Below are 19,263 nucleotides of genomic sequence, written 5' to 3' on the forward strand. Positions count from 1 at the left end.
TAAGAAAAAGGAATTGACCGTATGTCGATGTTCAATGTTCACCGCAAGGAAATCACCTGGGGTGGCCGCAAGCTGGTTCTGGAAACCGGCAAGGTCGCTCGTCAGGCCGATGGGGCCGTGATGGCCACCTATGGCGACACCACCGTGCTGTGCACCGTGGTCGGCGTGAAGACCCAGCGCCCCGGGATCGATTTCTTCCCGCTCACCGTGAACTACCAGGAAAAGGCCTTTGCCGCGGGCAAGATCCCCGGCGGCTTCTTCAAGCGCGAAGGCCGTCCGTCGGAGAAGGAGACCCTGGTCTCCCGCCTGATCGACCGCCCCATCCGCCCGCTGTTCGCCGATGGCTTCCGCAATGAAGTCCAGGTGGTCTGCACCGTGCTGAGCCACGATCTGGAAAACGATCCCGATATCGTCGCCCTGGTCGGCACCTCGGCCGCCCTGACCCTGTCCGGCCTGCCCTTCATGGGTCCGGTGGGCGCGGCGCGCGTCGGCTATGCCAATGGCGAATACGTCCTGAACCCGCTGGTCCCCGACATCAAGGACAGCGCCCTGGATCTGGTGGTCGCCGGAACCGTCGAGGGCGTGCTGATGGTCGAGTCCGAGGCGCGTCAGCTGTCGGAAGACGTCATGTTGGGCGCGGTGACCTTCGGCCACCAGTCCTTCCAGCCCGTCATCCAGGCGATCATCGAATTGGCCGAAGCCTGCGCCAAGGATCCCTGGGATCTGCCCGAGGCTCCCGCCGAAGTGGCGGTGGTCAAGGCCAAGTTCGAGTCAGCCGGTGTTCCCGCCGAGATGGCCGAGGCCTATAAGATCATCAAGAAGCAGGACCGCTATGCCGCCGTCGGCGACATCAAGAAGAAGGCCCTGGCCACCTTGACCGAATCCGCCGAACTGGCGGTCGCTCCGGGCATCCTCAAGGGCCTGGAATCCGACGTGGTTCGCGGCAATATCCTGAAGACCGGCGTGCGCATCGACGGCCGCGACACCAAGACGGTTCGCGCCATCGAGGTCAGTGTCGGCGTTCTGCCGCGCGCTCACGGTTCCGCCCTGTTCACCCGTGGCGAGACCCAGGCCCTGGTGGTCGCCACCCTGGGAACCGGCCAGGACGAGCAAATCATCGACCAGCTGGCGGGCGAGTACCGCGAGCACTTCATGCTGCACTACAACTTCCCTCCCTACTCGGTGGGCGAAGCGGGCCGCATGGGCTCTCCCGGCCGTCGCGAGATCGGTCATGGCAAGCTGGCCTGGCGTGCCATTCGTCCCTGCCTGCCGGCCAAGGACGCCTTCCCCTACACGCTCCGCGTGGTCTCGGAAATCACCGAGTCCAACGGATCGAGCTCCATGGCGACCGTGTGCGGAACCTCGCTGGCCCTGATGGATTCCGGCGTTCCCATGCCCAAGCCGGTGGCGGGTATCGCCATGGGCCTGATCAAGGAAGGCAAGGATTTCGCGGTGTTGTCCGACATCCTGGGCGACGAGGATCACCTGGGCGACATGGACTTCAAGGTGGCGGGCACCGTCGACGGCGTCACCGCGCTGCAGATGGACATCAAGATCACCTCCATCACCGAGGAGATCATGAAGATCGCCCTGAATCAGGCCAAGGATGGTCGTATCCACATCCTGGGCGAGATGAACAAGGGTCTGGACCATGCCCGTGATTCGGTGTCGGGCAATGCGCCCCGCATCACCACCATGAGCATTCCCAAGGAAAAGATCCGCGAAGTCATCGGCACCGGCGGCAAGGTCATCCGCGAGATCTGCGAACAGACCGGCGCCAAGATCGATATCGACGACGACGGCACCATCAAGGTGGCCTCGGTGGACAGCGAGGCCGCCCAGCGTGCCGTCGACTGGATCCGCGGCATCGTCGCCGAGCCCGAACTGGGCGTGGTCTATAACGGCAAGGTCGTGAAGGTGGTCGATTTCGGCGCCTTCGTGAACTTCCTGGGATCGCGCGACGGCCTCGTCCACGTCTCGGAAATCTCGCGCGAGCGGGTCGCCAAGGTGGCCGATGTGCTCAAGCAGGGCGACGTGGTCAAGGTCAAGGTTCTGGGCTTCGACGATCGCGGCAAGGTGAAGCTGTCCATGAAGCAGGTGGATCAGGCCACCGGCGAGGACATCTCCGCCCAGATCGAGGCCGAAAAGGCCGCGAGCCGCAAGGAACGCTCCCAGGATTAGTCCAGGGAAAAACCTTTGAAGAAGGCGCGGCTCCGCAAGGACCGCGCCTTTTTCTTTGGCCCGTCACTCCCCATGTCATCCCGAGCCCATGCGAGGGATCTCCGTTTGGCACGGCGTCTCGGAATCGGTAGGTTCGGCGCAGGCGGAGATTCCTCGGCGATGCCTCGGAATGACAAGGATGGCGACATGACCGACAAGGTGGTGAAAAGCGAAGCGGAGTGGCGGGCGCAACTGACCCCGGAGCAATACGCGGTGACCCGGCAAAAGGCCACCGAGCGGCCGTTTTCCGGCCAATACGAGCAGGTCTGGGCCAAGGGCACCTATCACTGCGTCGCCTGCGGCCAGGAATTGTTCGACTCCGACGCCAAGTTCGACGCTGGCTGCGGCTGGCCCAGCTTTTCCGTGGCGGCCAATCCCGACGCCATCGCCGAGGAGGAAGACCGCAGCCACTTCATGCGCCGCGTCGAGGTGCTGTGCTCGCGCTGCGAGTCCCATCTCGGCCACGTCTTCGACGACGGCCCGGCGCCCACCGGCCTGCGCTACTGCATCAATTCCCTGGCGTTGAAGCTGGAGAAGAAGGAAGGCTGAGGAACAGCTCCTCCACCTTCTGGCGCGCCCATGGCGTCTTGCGCAGGAATTTCAGGCTCGACTTGATGCTGGGATTGTTGAAGAAGCACTGAAGGTTGATGCGCTCGCACAGCCCATTCCAGCCATACCGCGCCACCAGGGTGGTCAGCACCGTCTCCAGCGTGATGCCGTGCAGCGGGTTCTTGGGTTGGGTGGCGACCATGGCGCAGCATAGGCAGTGCGGCGGCGGGCGTCCAGGGGATGGGGCTGCTGATTCGAGGCTTGCGGCGAATTGGACCTGCAGGGTTCATGACGACCCGTGCGCGCTATCTTGGTTCTCTAATCGGTGTCAACGCCTGGCGCTCCATCCTTCTGCCTGATCCGGGCCGTTGGCATCTGAACGCCGCTACGGGAATCTCGCCGTTATACTCAGCTCTCGGGAGGACGAGTATAAGGACGCTACGCCAAATTCAGAATGCGACAGCCGCGTTGATCGGGATTGATGGCATAAGCCGGGAAGCCGACGACGCCCTGACGGTATGGGGGGCAAGCTTGGCAGTGGCCGGGGCAGGAATAAGCAGGGGGGCGGGCTGAAAATCCATGCCCATCTCACAGAGAATGTTGCGTTGGTGGAAAGCGTTGGTGGAACGGCAAATCGCAAGGCTTCTACAGCCTTGTTTTTGTTTGATATTTCGATGTGATGAAAGTATTGGCGTCCCAACAGAGATAAAAATGGGCACCGTTGGGAAGTGCGGACTCGCAACGTAAGCGGTCAGGGCAGGATCCTTTCCGATGTTGGAGTAACAGGGGGAGACGATGTCTGAGCCCTGCCATCCTTCGGACATTCCGACGAAAACTGCTGCCACTGAGGTCCGCTATCAAAACGTCGGGTGGCGATGTTTGAGGGCCTTTGCCGATGAGGTCGGCATCGCCCCGACCGAGGTCCGGCCCATCGACTTAGTCTCCTGGATGGTCCGTAGTCAGACGAACTGGAAGCCGGCCACGTGGCGACAGTACAAGGCCGCCGTGATCTTTATCCTTGAGACGTTTTATCCATGCCACACAGAGGCCATTCATCTCTTGGCCTCGACGCACCAGAGCAATTGCAGGCGTGTCGGACGTTCCACATCGGACAAGAAGATCAAAGCAATGCCCGCCGATGATCTCTTCACCATCCTCCTTCATCTCAGAACGTCGCGGTCCCAATACCGTCTGCCTCTGAGCCGTTTCCTAATGGCCAGCACTTTGACCGGGGTGCGCCCATTAGAATGGAGGTTGGCCCGGCTACTTCAGGTCAAGGGAAGGCCGCTTCTTCTCGTCGTTAACGCCAAGCATACCAACGGACGCGGCCTTCGACGTGTACGCCGCCTTTGGCTGGACCACCTGTCAGCCGAGTATGTAGGCATCATCCGCGGCTGGCTCTCCGATATTCGGAACGTCCGGGGTCCGCGCTCCTATAAAAAATTTACCGCAAATCTCAGTGAAGTATTGCGGCGGACAAACCTTACTCTGTGGCCGATATCTGAGCGACATTATACGCTTTATAGCTGCCGCCACCAAGCTGCAGCAAACTTCAAGACCTCTTACAGCCCCGCGGAGGTCGCCGCTCTGCTCGGCCATGCCACCGATACAACTGCTGTCACCCATTATGCAAGGCGTAGCGCTGGAAGCCGGACCCTGATTGCGAGCCAAGATGTGGCTTTGCCGATTCCGGCTGAAGAGGCTGTCGCGCATGTCCGGGGGGGAGGGAAGGTGTTCAGACCCACAACTAATTCTGTTGGACAGCCTGATGTTGAATGCGGTAGGCCAACATTTTCGCCATAGCCGTTAACCAATTTGATTGTGGGGGCTGAAACGTCTGAGAGTTGCCTGGTCAGCGGTTGGCTTCTGTACCTGCGTGAGGTCATCGGCCTTATCGCCGACCATCCCATCAACCGGATTGTCGACCTGCTGCCCTGGAACATCGGCGCTCAGGCCAGCATCCCTGCCGCCGCCTGATCGCCTCCGTCAAGCCGGAGAAACCGCAGCCGTCAGGAGACGCTTACGGCCGAGGAGAACAGAGATCGTGCTGGGGGCCATGCGACTTAGGGTCAGGACTCATACCAGTAGCTGACGGTTCGGCAGCGATTTTGCGGCGTGCATCGGCTTTTTGGGTGGCCTTCAGTTGCTGGAGCAGGCTTTCGGCCTCGTTCAGCTTGACCTGAGACCGAAGTTTCCTCCGCATGAACACGGCCATTAGGGTCAGGGGGGGCATTGGTCAGTCCGACAGGCGCACCATCTGTCACCGAGCGTTAATACCCAGGATCAGACCGTTCAATAGGGCGCTACCCTCCTCTCCGAGGGACTCGGCGATGGCCTGAATGAAGGCTGGTTGGGTCTTGCGACGGAATGCCTCATGCTCAGCCGGGCTCAAGATGGTGACCATCATGTTTTCGCCCAGCTTTGTCAGATCATCCCTGTGGTTTGCTGCCAGAGCACGGCTAGCTCTGATGCCGTCCCTCACCCCTTTGTCAATAGCATCACGCTGTGCAGGTTCAAGCTTTGCAAGAAAGTCCGCGCTTATTACCCAGGGATAGGGTGTGTAGAGGTGATTGGTCAAGGTGACGTATTTCTGAACTTCGTAAAGCTTGCCGAATCGGATGATGGAAGCCGGGTTCATCTGCCCGTCCACCACACCGGTGCGAAGCGCGGGCGGTAATTCATTCCAGGGTAGTTCCACCGGTTCGGCCCCAAGGGCGCGGACTATAATCTTGTGGGTTGTGATGCCCATGGTCCTAATCTTCAGGCCTTGGAGATCGGCAGGCCCATGGATGGCATGACGACTGTTTGACAGAACAAACAAGCCACCGGTATCGGCGAAACCGGCAAGGTATAGCCCCGTTCGCTTAGTGAAATCGTCTCGCAGCCTGTCCATGAACGGGCCATCAAAAACCTTGTAGGTGTCTTCCAGGCTCTTCCAAGCGAAGGGATAGTCGAGAACACCGATCTGCGGATAAATATTTTTCAAGCCGCCGACCGAGATGATGGCCCCTTGCGCGATTCCCTTGCGGATCAAGGACATCACGCTGGCATCTCCGCCCAATTGGCCCTCTGGGAAAATTTCCACACGGATGGTGCCTCCGCTTTCTCGCTCGACCACCTCCTTGAAGGTGATAGCTGCAGCGGCGGTTGGAACGTCGGAACCATCATTGCGGTTGGCATGGGCGAGATAGAATACGGTCTCGGCCCTCAGTGGTCCAACAGCGGTCAGACAGAATAGGGCAAGGGAAACGAGAAATCGCATATTGGGCCTATTTGCTATCGAAGCTCTGGATCCCGCTCCAGTCAGGCGGGGGCGGACTTACGGTAAATGTCTCGCAGCGCTGGACATAGAGTTTGGCCAACTTTTCATCTCCATGGGCTGCCATATATGCCTTGAAGGCTGAGGCGGCATCATCCCAGCGGCGCTCAAAGTAAAGAGACTGGCACGCCTCCCAATCTGCATGGCGAGCCAGGAGTATCGGATCGATACGTTCGCTCTGCTCTGCCATTAACTCAAACAGCCTGATGCCCTGAGTCGTTCCAGCTGGGGACACTAGATCTACGTGGCGAAATAGAAAACTGTCTCTGGTTGCCGCTACCACTGATTCCGATACTAGCAATTTGGTGCCATAGACCTTATTCAGGCTTTCAATACGCGACGCTAAGTTAACTGCAGCCCCCAGCACCGTGTATTGCATGCGCTCGGCAGCGCCGGAATTACCCACCATCACTTCGCCGCCATGTAGACCGAATCGGGTCACTAGCGGCAATAATTTTCCGTTCTGATGCTCGGCGTTCAGTCGTTCACAGGCATTCTGGCAGGCCAGAATGGCACGGCACGCATTGACGGCATGGTGCGCGTCCTCGCGAGGGGCGTTCCAGATGGCCATTACCGAATCACCGATGAACTTATCTATGATGCCATGATGGCATTGAATGGCATCGGACATAGCCTGGAAATACAAGGATAACTCACCCAGAACATCTTCAGGTAACAGCGCCTCGGAGCGTTTGGTAAAATCCTCAATATCTGAGAACATGATGGTCAGCGGGCGGCGCTCCCCACCGATGGTCGCCTCCTGGCCCGACGCGACAATGGAGCGCACCAGATCCTTGGGTACGTAGACACTGAAATTGCGCAGGCTGGTCTTCATATTGGCGATGGTATCGCCCAGATTCTGCACTTCGTCGATGCGGGACGACATGACGAACTTGCTTGAAAGGTCGAAGTCACGGATGCGTGCTGCCTCATCAGAAATTCTGCGCAAGGATATGGTGAGGCGCCGGGCCAACAAAAAGATGGCGATAAGGGCCAAGGCCAGCATTAACAGTCCAACTGCCACGATACGTAACGTTGTCTCGCGGATGGGGCCTGTGAAGTTGTCCTCCTCTGCTATGATACCCACCTGCCAGTAGGCACCGCTGGTCGGATTGAACGGTCGGAACGACACCATGAAACGGCGCCCCTCCCTGTCAGCCATAGTAAAATGGTCAGTGCCACGTTCCTTGCGGGTCCGGACCGCCTGGGCAATCACGGGATCTTCCGATGATTCTGCGGCAACGAGCGCTTCGGACATATCGTCGCCAAGGACGCCAGATCTGGCAATCTGGCGTCCCTCCGCATCGATCAGCACGGCCCTGCCATTTTCGCCGATCCGCTTTCGGTCGAGAAACGTGCCAATGGAATCAAGCGTCACATCAACACCCACGACACCAATCAGCAGCCCGGAATCGGAACTCACCCGCCGTGAAACGGCAAACCCAGGCCGTCTCGCACTGCTGAGGAAATAAACATTTGAGATGATCACGTCATCGCTCTTGGCGGCGGATTTATACCAGGATCGCTGGCGTGGGTCATAGGCCATGTGCCGACGGTCCAAGCCGGTTATGTCGCCCCACCCCGCTAGAAAGATATAACTATTGGCCCGCCTTCCAGAGCTGGCATCCAGCAGGCGTAAGGCGTAATGACTACCTTCTGGCCAAGGAATCTCGTCGGCGCCGATGGATTTTTGTTCCTTGGCACGGCGCACCACCTGATAGAATCCGCCGTCAGATTCAAACCCAATGAAGAAACTGAACATATAGGGAAGTTTCTCAATCTGATCGTAGAACAGCCGCAATCCATCAACTCGCCGCAGGCCAGAATGGTCGAGTTTGGCGACAACCGCAGAGGCATCGACGATGCGTGAGACTGGCGCCAAAAGGGTATTGAAGCTTTCAGCCACATCGATGGAGGCCTGCTCCATAGACTGCGATGCGGTTTCTAGCGCTAGTCTCGTATTGTTTATATACAGATAGCCGATAACAACGGTGAATAGCGGAATCGTTGCCAGCACGAAAGCCAGCGCAATTCCCACGTGTAGTTTGAATTTATTGTGCATACGTGGTTCGTTTTTTCTTTAATTGCATGAGCAAAATGTGGAAATTGCGTATCATTCGACAGAAATCACGCGCGAACACCTTGGGTATTGATGATGCGATATTAGCCCGCGTCACTCTGTTATCGAGGTTAAGCTTCACCCGGCATTTCAGCCAATATTTCTCATTTGAGCGGCCAACGCCCCCCGATTGACGGCAGTGTCGCCCGATCCCAGCCCTACCAGGAAGCAAAATGGCGCGGCGGTAACACGGCAAGCTCCACTTCGGAACAGCTTCAAAATTCGGGCGCCCCGTCACCGCTACTCCGCCCTCTTTCGGAAGCGGCAACAGTTGCACTTTGGCACTATTGAATGCTCATTCGCCCGCCTCGACAATTGCCCCCGGGGGCAAAGTGGAAAATATTTGTTGTCGGAATGCGGCTTTGCCCTCGGGGGCAATTACGCAGGCTCTGGAGGGATACACATTAAACCGTCGAGGACCTCAATATGGTGGGCAGGGATCTCAGGAAGGCATCGACGATGGTTGGGTCGAAATGTATTCCCGCCTGCTCCTTAATGAACCCGATTGTGGCGTCGATAGCCCATTTATTCTTGTAGGGACGATCGGAATTCAGGGCGTCAAAGACATCCGCAATTGCGACAATCCTGGCCTCTATGGGGATTTCCTCGCCCCGCAACCCGTTGGGGTAGCCGGACCCATCCCATTTTTCATGATGGGCCGAGGCGATGAGACGTGCCGTATCGAGAAGGGGGCTTGGGTAAGAGCCAAGAATTTCATGTCCCAACATACTGTGGGTCCGCATGACCTTAAGTTCGTCGGCATCCAACGGCCCAGGCTTGAGCAGAATGCAATCCGGAATGGCAACCTTTCCCACATCATGGAGCGGGGAGGCCAATGCGATCAGTTCGGCGGCTTCTTCACCTAATCCACAGGCAAGTGCCAGAATGCGGCAAATATTAGCCACCCGAACTGTATGGTCAGCAGTATCCGTATCCCGGTATTCCGCGATACGCCCAAGACTTCTGATAATCTCCACCTGAGCCTGATTCAGATCAAGGGCCTTGTCTTCTAATTCTCGAGTTCGCTCGAGGACTTTTCGTTCCAGAGTTTCGGCATGCTGGCGCCGTTCGTTGTAAAGAACACGGACTTCCAGAAGATTGCGAATACGCATCAGTGTTTCAGCACGGTCGAAGGGCTTGGTCAGAAAATCCTTGGCACCCTGCTCCAATGCCTTGATCCGAGTGTCGCGATCTTGCTGCGCAGTAAGGACCAGAACCGGCAGATAGTCGTTTTGGATAAGCGTCGCCAAGCGCTCCATCACCTGAAAGCCGTCCAGATGCGGCATGCGAATATCCAATAGAAGTAAATCGTAGCTATTTTTTTGAAACAAGGTCTCTACTTCGCGAGAATCTGTGACAATGGTGATGTTGCTGTAGCCTGCCATCAAGAGCATCATCTCTAGAAGATCAACATTATCCCGTGTATCGTCCAGAATAAGAATGGCAGAGCTTAGTATTTTTGCATCAATGCCATTCATTTGCTTGAGTCTCCATGAAATACCTCGCGCAAGGCATCGATCAACGCTTCTATCGCGTATGGCTTGGTCATATACTTGTCGAATCCGGCATTGCACCCACGCTCGATGTCAAGCTGGGTGGCTGCGGCTGTCACTGCAAACACTGGGGTCGACTTAGTTTCGTCCATATCGCGAAGCCGCTGCAGAATTTCATACCCGCCCATGCCGGGCAGATTGATGTCCAAAATGATGAGATCGGGCTTTGTGATTCGGGCGAGCCGGAGACCACGCTCGCCGCATAATGCGGTCAGCAGTCCCACATTCGGCAGACGGGAAAACACCATCTCCATAAGTTCGATATTGGCCGGGTTATCTTCCACATAGAGCGCTCTTCCCCTAATTTCATCGAGCGGCATTCGACTGATTGCTGGAAGCAGATCCTTTGAATGCGAGGCTGTCGCGGACGTGGGCATCGTCACGCGGAAAACACTTCCCTCGCCGACAGTACTGGTGAAGTCCAGTGAACCGTTCATGGCTTCCACTAGGCGCTTCGTGATCGTTAGCCCGATGCCGGTTCCCTCGATGCCTGAGCTCTCCTGCCCGAGACGGGAAAACGGTTGGAATATTTCCGATTTCTCCCGCTCTGGAATTCCGATTCCCGTGTCGGTGACGACCACGACAACCTTGCTGTCAGATTGCGGTTCACAGGAGATGTCAACCCGTCCATTGGGGCGGTTGTATTTGATGGCATTGCTGATGAGGTTGAACAAAACCTGCTTCAAACGGGTGTAGTCGGCCCGCACCGTCAAATCGGTAAAGGACGCGATATGGATCGCGATGCCCTGACGTTCGGCCAGAGGCAATACGAAGCTTCGGCACTCCTCGACCAAGTCGCCGAAGGCAATATCCTCCATATGCAGATCGATTCGGCCCGACTCGATCTTGGCGAGGTCCAAGATATCGTTGATGATTTCAAGAAGGTGCTGCCCTCCCTTGAGAATGCGATCCACGCATTTTTTCTGGGAGACGCTCAGCGGCTCTTTCGGGCTGTAATCGAGCATTTGGGCAAAGCCGAGAATCGCGTTAAGCGGGGTGCGGAGTTCATGGCTCATGCTCGATAGAAAATCAGACTTCGCCTGATTGGCTGATTCCGCCTCCACGACAGCGACTTGAAGCCTTCGCTCCAACTTGGTTCGCTCGGTCACATCGACGGCAAGTCCTTCAATCTTGATGACCCTGCCTCTCGTGTCCTTGACGGGATGGGGATAACTGATCAGATGGTGTGACGTCCCATTCAAGTAGAATTCGAGGGAGACCGGCGTCGGAATCGTGCCCCGTTGGCATTCTTGCAAGGCACGTAGCATTTTCCCGATGGATTCATCAGACCAGCGCGCGATATCAACCCAATCCTTGCCGACTATGCTTTCCTGATCGACGCCAAACCAATCGACGCAATTGGGGCTGGCATAGAGGTAGGAGCAATCAGGGGCCAAAGAATAGAAGTGGAAGGTGCTTCCCGCCGATTCGACCAGTTCGCGGAACCGCTTTTCATTGGCAGCCAGCGCCTCGTGTGCCATCAGCGTTTCGGTGACATCCTCCTGAATAATGACGAAATGAGATATTCCTCCGATATCGTCAGATATTGGTGCAATGGAAACGTCAGCGACATAATACGTTCCATCCTTCTTTCGATTTCGCACCTCTCCACGCCAGGGTTGACCAAGGTTGAGTGCATGCAAGAATTTAGTGTATATATCGCTACAACTGTCATCAAAAGTAAGCTTTGATGGTGTTTGTCCAGATGATTCCTCTAATTCATATCCCGTCACTTCACTAAAGCGAGGGTTGACGTATTGGATGAGGCCTTCGCGGTCGGTGATTATAATCAGCGACGGGCTGGCCTCTACCGCTCTGGAGAGAATACGAATTTTCGCATCGACTCTCTTGCGGTCCTCGTCCTTCCGAGCGGCGTGCAGAATGCCGGCGGCGGCGGCCCAGACGGCCTCCATCTCGTTGGCCAATTGCTGGCTGAAACCGCCGTCTCGATTGGCGATGCCGACCATGCCGACCATCGTGTCTTCAAAGTAGAGCGGCACCCCCATGTAATTTCGCAACGGCGGATGACCGGGCGGCAAGCCTCCTGATCGCGGGTCGGTCTCGGGATTATCCGAAAACACGGCCTCTCCCGTTTTCAATGTATGGCCAAACAGAGTGTCCAAATTATGGAACTCCATCCTCGTCGGCTGGCTCGCCAGCAAAGCGCGAGTCTCGGCATCCCCAGCGCTGTTCGAGATGGCGCGGGTCAGCAAATACGGCTCGCCCTCGCCATCGAATAGAGCGTGACCGAGAAAGGCGAATTCGCTGTTGGTGATGCGGATGATACCGGACACGAGCCGGGCAAACGCGTCGTCGGGTTGAGTCGAGACCAGGAAGCCCCGTGAGACCTCGGCGGCAAACGCCTGAATATGCCGGGTGCGGAAGAGATCCTGTGTTCGCTCGGCAATCCGAGAATTGAGATCATCGGTCAGTGCCGCCAGCTTTGCCCGATCCTCCAAGCCAGCCGCCAGCGCAAGATTGCGCTCCATAAGGACACGGGCAAGAAAAATCAGGAGGCCGACCAACGATACGATAGCGACGGCAATGCCGGATATCTGCCTGGGATACAGGTCGAATATCCCAGGCTGTCGGAATTGGATGATCCCATCGGTCGGAAGCGCATTGGCCTGCAGGCGCCAACGCTCTATTTGTCGCCAATCGTAAACATGGACAAAGCTGTTGTTGATGTCTGGTACACCCCCGAGAACCACGGCACCGATGGATCTTCCCACGCTTTCCGCGCTCAGCATGTAGCCGCCGACGATCCCGCTGCCCATCAGCGATTCCCACTGACTGAAGATGGGAGCCGAGGCTCGCTGGGACAGTTGGCTCACGACGTCATAGGGGCGCATGACCCGCCCCTCGCCATCGCCAAAGGTCAGCAGGTAGTAAATCATCGCCCCCTTGGGCAGGGTGGCGCTTCGCTCAAGCAGATCCGTAAGCTTAAGATCGAGAAGATATTCGACCGAAGTCGAGGACGGGAGGTCCGCCACGGCCTTGCGAAACGCAGCCAGCCGAATTTTTCCGGTCGGTGACGTGGATTCCCCAACCACATAGACGCGGGTCGCACCGCTAAGCGCCAAGGCCTCACCTAGGGATTTGCCAAAGTCCGACTGCCCCAGAACCACCTCCGCCACGGCGTCATTCTGTCTCAGTGTGTCGAGATCAAGGGATGAGACATCGGCATATATGCGCCGTGCCCCGCTGAATTTGGATGCATTCCTGGATATGAATGAAGCCGCCGTCCAACCGCTTGAGATCACCGCATCAAGATGGACGCGGGCATATTTCGTCGCGATAAAACCGGCCAGGGCGGCCTCGGAATCCGCGAGCGGCAGGCGTATCGTATCGAGATACTCGATAAAGACGTTGTTGCGCCCCCCCGATCGATAGCCAAGGACACGATCCAGGCCGTCTTCGGTCGCGATCTGGCTGGGCAAATCCCTGGCATAGGGCGAGATATACAAAATATTGAGCGGGGGGTGATCATCCGCATGAACGGGTGTGATCATTGCGCCCATCGCGACCAAGGCCAAGGTGCATAGCACCCATCGCCATCGAATCGATTGCCGATGGAGGCTGGTGGTCTCGATCATTCCATGCGACCCAAATTCAAGGCATCGCGTGTCGCCTCGATCAGGTCATCGATCACGAACGGCTTGGTGAGGTATTTCTGAAACCCTGCCCTTCGTCCTTTTTCCATATCCGCGGGTGTCGCCGACGCGGTCAAGGCAAATACCGGGGTATTTGCGGCCTCGTCCAAATGTCGCAGGAATTTGAGAATTTCAAAGCCATCCATACCTGGCAGATTCAGGTCGAGAAGAATCAGATCCGGCCGATTGTTTCGAACCAGTTCGATCCCCAATTTTCCATCCGGGGCGGTCAATAGACGAACCTTTTCCAGGCGAGAGAAAACCATCTCCATAAGTTCGATATTGGCCGGATTATCCTCGATATAGACGACGGTTCCGCAATGATCATCAACCACCGCCACCGCCGCATCGCCACGGGCGGGCTGTTCGAAAGGAAGGACTGTTCCCGACGACGGCAATGTGACGCTAAACGTCGTCCCTTCGCCAAAGACGCTGTTGACGCCGATGATACCCCCCATCATTTCCACCAAACGCTTGGTGATGGTCAGCCCAATTCCGGTTCCTTCAATGGAAGAGTTTTCCTGCCCCAGCCGCGAAAAGGGCATGAACAGTTCCGCCTGCAGGCTCTCCGGAATTCCGATGCCGGTGTCGGACGTGGTGATCTCGACCATGTCTCCGTCCACCGCCTCGCATCCAATATAAACCTTGCCCTGTGAATTATTGTACTTGATCGCGTTGCTGAATAGATTCAGCAGAACTTGCTTCAACCGAGTGTAGTCGGCCCTTACCGACAAATTCGATGCTGCCGTGATGGCAATGGATATACCCTGACGGTCGGCCAGCGGCTGCACGAAGCTCCGGCATTCTTCCAACAGTTCGCTTAGCCTCACATCGGCCATGGAGAGTTCAACCCGCCCCGCTTCAATTCTGGAGAGATCGAGGATTTCACTGATTAATTCCAGAAGGTGGTGTCCCCCCGTCAAGATGCGGTCCACGCATTTCTTCTGTGACGGAGTCAACGGTTCCTTGGCGTTGAAATCAAGGATCTGGGCAAAGCCAAGAACCGCGTTGAGCGGGGTGCGGAGTTCATGGCTCATGTTTGAAAGGAATTCCGACTTTGACCGATTGGCCGCCTCCGCCGCCTCGACGGCAGCCTCTAACTCTTTTTGGGCCTTCCGGCTTTCGGTCACATCTTCCTCCACCGCGACGAAGTGGGTGACTGTTCCATGTTCATCTCGGATGGGATCGATATTGGCCTTCACCCAATACAGCGAGCCGTCCTTGCGACGATTGTGAAATTCCCCCCGCCAGACCTCTCCCACGCGGATGGCTCGCCACAAGGAGCGGTAGGTCTCGTCCTTGGTTTCGCCGGATTTGAAGATTGCGGGAGTCTGCCCGATCAACTCATCGCGGCTATAGCCGCTGACCTCGCAAATTCTGGGATTGGCGTATTCGATGCGACCTTCGCGATCGGTGATGACCACAATGGCTGAACTGTTTTCCACCGCGCTGGACAAGCGGCGCACGGCGGCATCGGCCGCATGGCGCTCGGAGACATCGGTGACCATGCCGATAAAGGTCATGTCGCCGGAATCGTCATGGATCACACTGACGGTCAGTTCCATGGGAAATGTCGATCCGTCCTTGCGCTGGCCTTGGACTTCACGTCGCTTGCCGATGGCCTTCGGTTCCGTTCCCTGGCGATAGCGGGTGATGTAATCGTCATGCATGCTTTTATGCGGTTCCGGTGCAAGCATGTTGACGTTCTTTCCCGCCATTTCCATTACGGACCAGCCGAATATGGCTTCTGTCGCGGGATTGACGCTTTGGATTATGCCCAGATGGTTGATTGTGACAATGCCTATGGCCGATGAGTTGAGCACCGCCAGCAGCTTTGACCGTTCGCGCTGAAATTTTTGCTCGGTGTCCTTCAACACGGTTTCGTCCCGGAAGGCCAGCAGCAGATGCGGCTCGCCATCCTTGATGAAGGAGGAAACGTCCACCTCGGCCCAGAAGCGCTTTCCGAACGTCGTGTTGATCAGGCATGAGTGATGGGCGGGACGACCACTGGACAGAACCTGATCCGCCAGCGCGAGCAAACCGGTTTCGACCCAGGACGGGATCTTGCGGAAGTTCTGACATCTCAGCTTCTTGACGGTTCCGCCAATCATGGCCGCCAGGGCCGGATTGGCGACGACGCATTCTCCGGTCCCGCGGTAGACGGCAATGCCGAGAGCCGAATTGGAGATCATGGTTTCATTGATGGATGAAAGCTCGGCGGCCCCGCGCTCCACCAATTTGCGTTCAGCGGTTTCCCTGGTTAGGGCGGTAATGTGATCGATCAGTTCAAGGTTCTGGTAGATGCGGCAGAACAACTCCTCGGGAATAAACGGCTTATTGATGAAATCGCTGGCCCCGGCCTTCATGAAGCGGGCGGAGAGGAGATTGTTGCCATAGGCCGAAATGCCGATCAGCACCATCGTCTCTCGCGCGTGACGGCGCCGAATCTCGGTGATCAGGGCGCAACCGTCCATTCCGTCCATATTGTAATCGATGATGGCAAGGCGAGTGTCTGGATTCGAATCCAGCAGGGCCAAGGCCTCGCGACCGCTTCCCGCCTCCACGGTTTGAAAATTGTGGGCCTGAAGATGCCGGGATATCAGTCGGCGAGAGGTTTTGGAATCATCAACGACGAGAACCTTCATGCTGCCGTTGACTGCGAGGCGGCGAAGCATCGAGAGGACCTGTTCGACGCTGGTCGGATTGTTCTTGGTGACGTAATCGACCACATTCTTGGCCAGCACCAGTTCGCGTAATCCGTCGTCGAACGAGGACGTAAACACAATGGTCGGAATTCCTGCGGCGACGGTATCATCCACCACCTCACCTTCGCTGCAATCAGGAAGGTGTAAATCGACCAGGGCCGCGAAGAAGTCATTCGGGTGATCGGCAAGCAGCTTGCGGGCTTGCGCGCGATCCGAGGCGAGGCTGATGAGGAAGCCCAGCTTCTCCTCAATTCCCTTCCGGAGAATCGAAGCGAAGAAGCGGCTGTCTTCCACCACCAGAACTCGCATCGGAGCACGCTTCAAAGCCTTCGGCATCGGTCAAGGTTTCCTATCACGCATTCGTGGTGACCCGCCCTCGGACGACTTCGATCAAAAAGTGGTTCTGGCAATGTGGTTCTGGCCGCGCCAAAGCCGTCCCCACGAGATAGGGAGGCCAGGGTGATGATATGCGCCCTGCACGGACCTGCAATTGCCCCCGGGGGCAATTGCAGCAATAATTACGCTCTATCGCAATTGCCCCCGGGGGCAATTGCGCAGCCCGGCTGAAGGTATAATCTCGTACGAGATTACGACGGTGAGTCCCCCCCTTTGTCGTGTCCTCCGAGTGAATCGGCCTGAATAAGATGACAAGCTTTACCTTTGACATCAGGACCGCTTACCTGATCGGCTGCCTGATGTATATCGGCCTGCCCCTTGTCGCCTGGGGAGTGCTGAAGCCCTACCAATCGACGGCGACATCCGTCTGGTGTGGTGGCAGCCTGATGTTCGGGGTCGGCTGGCTGCTCCTGGCCGTGCTGCGGGGAATCGTGCCCGACTTGCTCTCCTATCCCGTGGCAAATATTCTGATCTTCTGGTCATTCTTGCTGCGCGCCCAGGCTTTGCACGCCTGTTTCCTCGGCCAAGTCCATTGGGAGAAATCTCTAACGGCTTCTTTGGTCTACATGGCGGGTTTCGAGGTCTTGCGGCACTTTGACGAGGTCGGCCATGTCCGCGTCGCCTTCGCGACCATATGTCTGGTCGGGGCACTCATTTATTTCACGGGTACCGCTTGGCAATTGGGGCGCAAACACAACAGCGCGTCTTTGCGATGGCTCGGCCGAATTTATGGACTTGCCACCCTTTCCGGGCTTTGGCGTGTCTCTGCCGTCATTGCTCAACTCGTGGGGTATAGCCCGCTCAGCGACCAGGACACCGCCTATCATATCATCGGGGGAAATCTGAACATTTACACGCTGGCGGTCTGCTTGATCCTGTCGGCGGTGATCGGCCATATCTGCTTTTTTGGTGTTGTGCTGGAAGATGCCTTGAAGCACAGGACCGATTCCGCAGCGCGACTGGCCAGGGAGGAAGAGACCAATCGATTCGCCATCCAACTGGCTCTATTTGACCGTCAAAGCGGAATCGCCGAATTGTCGTCATCATTCGCCCATGAATTGACCCAGCCGTTGACGGCGATTTTGAGCAATGTCCAAACCGCCAAACGCGGGATAAAAGGCGGGCGAATGGAATATCCGCAGTTGGCCGAGCTGTTGGGAAGAATTGAGGTCAATAGCCGACGAGCCAATGAGATCGTGAAGCGGATTCGCTCCTTCATTCGCCCGCATTCCGTCGAACGAGTGGCACTGGACCTGACCGCGATTGGGCAGGAAACCGTGGACCTGATTCGGCACGATGCCAATTCAAAGCTGGTTGACGTGGTCGTCGTCGCACCGCGAGAGCCGGTTCCGGTCATCGGCGATGCCGTCCAATTGTCCCAGGTCATTCTCAACCTGTGCCGCAATGCCATGGATGCCCTGGCGACGCAGCAGGAAAACGCACTTGCGCGGGTCGCCGTCACCATCGCCGTGCTAAACGACAAGGCAACCCTTACCATCGCGGACAATGGCCCTGGCCTAACCGAGGCTGGCTTGGTCCAGGCTGGAACGGCGTTCTTCAGCACTAAACCCGGCGGCCTAGGAATGGGGCTGGCGATTTCCCAGGCAATTTTGGCCCAACATGGTGGCGAAATGACCTTCCGAAACGCCAAGAGCGGAGGGGCCGTGTTTGAAATCTCCCTTCCCCTTCATCGCGGCACACCGGAGGGGCGGGTATGAATAAGCCAAAGCTGCGCACCCGAACTCCGGTAACCATCGCCGACGTTCGGCTGGCCGAACGGTGCAAGCGAGGTAAAGTTATCGTCATCGACGATGATTCCGAAATCCTTCTCGCCCTGATCAGCCTCATCGAAATGGAGGGATATGCCTGCGAGTCCTATGCTTCTGCCGGAGCCTATTTCGAGGCGGCCCTGCACCACTCGCGCAATTTTCCTGGCCCGGTTTGCATCTTGAGTGACGTCAAGATGCCAAAAATAGACGGGCTCGAACTACAGCGAAGGCTGTCGGAGGTCGGAGACATCCCGCTTATTCTGATGAGCGGCAACAGCGGTGCCGTCGAGACGATTTCAGCCTTTCGCGCCGGAGTTGTCGATTTCCTGCTCAAACCCTTCGAGGCAGATCTTCTGTTCGGAGCTATCGGTAAAGCTCTGACATTCAGTCTCCAGCGGCAAGAATCAGGCGAGCTGGCAATCGACATGGCGGAGCGGATCGCTTCGCTGACACCGCGTGAATACGAGATCATCCGCTTGGCATCTCAAGGAATGTTCAATCGCGACATCGCAGCCCACCTCGGAATTGCCCTTCGGACCGTAAAGCTTCATCGGCAGCGGGCAATGGATAAGCTTGGCATGGAAGGGCTAATTGATTTGGGGCGGCTGGATTTTTCTAAACTGGCTCCGGGCCAGCGGGCGAAACACATCTGGTAGACCGGTCCAGTGATATCCTCGACCGGCAGTGGATCGATGAGATCGCCTCGCCATTGCGTCGGGATCGATGCGTGTAGACGCATGAGGTGCAGGCCGTAATTGCCAAGATCGGTAGCCCAGGCTCGGATCGACCTCCCGCCTGACCCGATGGTGATTGATGGCGTAGAATTCGACCCCATCGCCCTTTTCCGGGCGGTTAGTCCTTGGTGACCTGCCGTGGAACTTTCATCCAGCCATGGGTAGAGTCCCGACTAAAGTTACGCCGTCTGGCGCGGGTTGAGCAATGGGGCCGGGCTCGGAGCCCCGGAGGGGCTTCGATTTCGG

10 protein-coding genes are annotated in these 19,263 nt (G+C 57.1%); 4 read left to right on the forward strand and 6 right to left on the reverse strand.

Annotated elements, in window-relative coordinates; genetic code table 11:
- Nucleotides 1-21: 21 nt before the first annotated feature.
- Together pnp and msrB are read left to right on the forward strand one after the other, a co-directional pair.
- Nucleotides 22-2,181 carry a polyribonucleotide nucleotidyltransferase gene (gene pnp / locus CU669_RS11545; RefSeq protein ID WP_112144770.1) on the forward strand — a complete coding sequence of 720 codons (2,160 nt, stop codon included), beginning with the start codon at nt 22-24 and terminating at the stop codon, nt 2,179-2,181.
- Nucleotides 2,182-2,367: 186 nt separating this feature from the next.
- Complete coding sequence (msrB, locus tag CU669_RS11550) at nt 2,368-2,769, forward strand: peptide-methionine (R)-S-oxide reductase MsrB (protein WP_112144829.1); 402 nt, start codon at nt 2,368-2,370, stop codon at nt 2,767-2,769.
- On the opposite strand, the gene CU669_RS11555 is transcribed toward msrB, so the two are convergent.
- The 6 genes from CU669_RS11555 to CU669_RS11585 form a co-directional block, all read right to left on the reverse strand.
- Nucleotides 2,729-2,971: a VF530 family protein gene (locus CU669_RS11555; RefSeq protein ID WP_112144772.1), complete on the reverse strand. Its 243-nt coding sequence runs from the start codon at nt 2,969-2,971 to the stop codon at nt 2,729-2,731. The genes msrB and CU669_RS11555 overlap by 41 nt on opposite strands.
- Nucleotides 2,972-5,029: 2,058 nt before the next feature.
- Nucleotides 5,030-6,031 carry a DctP family TRAP transporter solute-binding subunit gene (locus CU669_RS11565; RefSeq protein ID WP_112144776.1) on the reverse strand — a complete coding sequence of 334 codons (1,002 nt, stop codon included), beginning with the start codon at nt 6,029-6,031 and terminating at the stop codon, nt 5,030-5,032.
- 7 nt (nt 6,032-6,038) lie between these two features.
- Nucleotides 6,039-8,150, reverse strand: a complete 2,112-nt coding sequence (locus CU669_RS11570; protein ID WP_112144778.1) for an adenylate/guanylate cyclase domain-containing protein — start codon at nt 8,148-8,150, stop codon at nt 6,039-6,041.
- Between the two features lie 461 nt (nt 8,151-8,611).
- Nucleotides 8,612-9,685, reverse strand: coding sequence for an HD domain-containing phosphohydrolase (locus CU669_RS11575; RefSeq protein WP_112144781.1), 1,074 nt, complete (start codon nt 9,683-9,685; stop codon nt 8,612-8,614).
- Nucleotides 9,682-13,356 (reverse strand): ATP-binding protein, encoded by a 3,675-nt coding sequence (locus tag CU669_RS11580; RefSeq protein WP_112144782.1) that lies wholly within the window; start codon nt 13,354-13,356, stop codon nt 9,682-9,684. Before CU669_RS11580 ends, CU669_RS11575 begins: the two co-directional genes overlap by 4 nt.
- The gene (locus CU669_RS11585; RefSeq protein ID WP_112144784.1) at nt 13,353-16,454 is read right to left on the reverse strand and encodes a PAS domain S-box protein; all 3,102 of its coding nucleotides are present in this window, start codon (nt 16,452-16,454) and stop codon (nt 13,353-13,355) included. The genes CU669_RS11580 and CU669_RS11585 overlap by 4 nt, the downstream gene beginning before the upstream one ends.
- Before the next feature lie 308 nt (nt 16,455-16,762).
- On the opposite strand from CU669_RS11585, the gene CU669_RS11590 reads away from it, so the two are divergent.
- Nucleotides 16,763-18,232, forward strand: a complete 1,470-nt coding sequence (locus tag CU669_RS11590; RefSeq protein ID WP_112144785.1) for a sensor histidine kinase — start codon at nt 16,763-16,765, stop codon at nt 18,230-18,232.
- Nucleotides 18,229-18,939 carry a response regulator transcription factor gene (locus tag CU669_RS11595; RefSeq protein WP_112144787.1) on the forward strand — a complete coding sequence of 237 codons (711 nt, stop codon included), beginning with the start codon at nt 18,229-18,231 and terminating at the stop codon, nt 18,937-18,939. Before CU669_RS11590 ends, CU669_RS11595 begins: the two co-directional genes overlap by 4 nt.
- The last annotated feature ends 324 nt before the right edge of the window (nt 18,940-19,263 follow it).

This window comes from Paramagnetospirillum kuznetsovii (assembly GCF_003284725.1).
GTDB lineage: Bacteria > Pseudomonadota > Alphaproteobacteria > Rhodospirillales > Magnetospirillaceae > Phaeospirillum > Phaeospirillum kuznetsovii.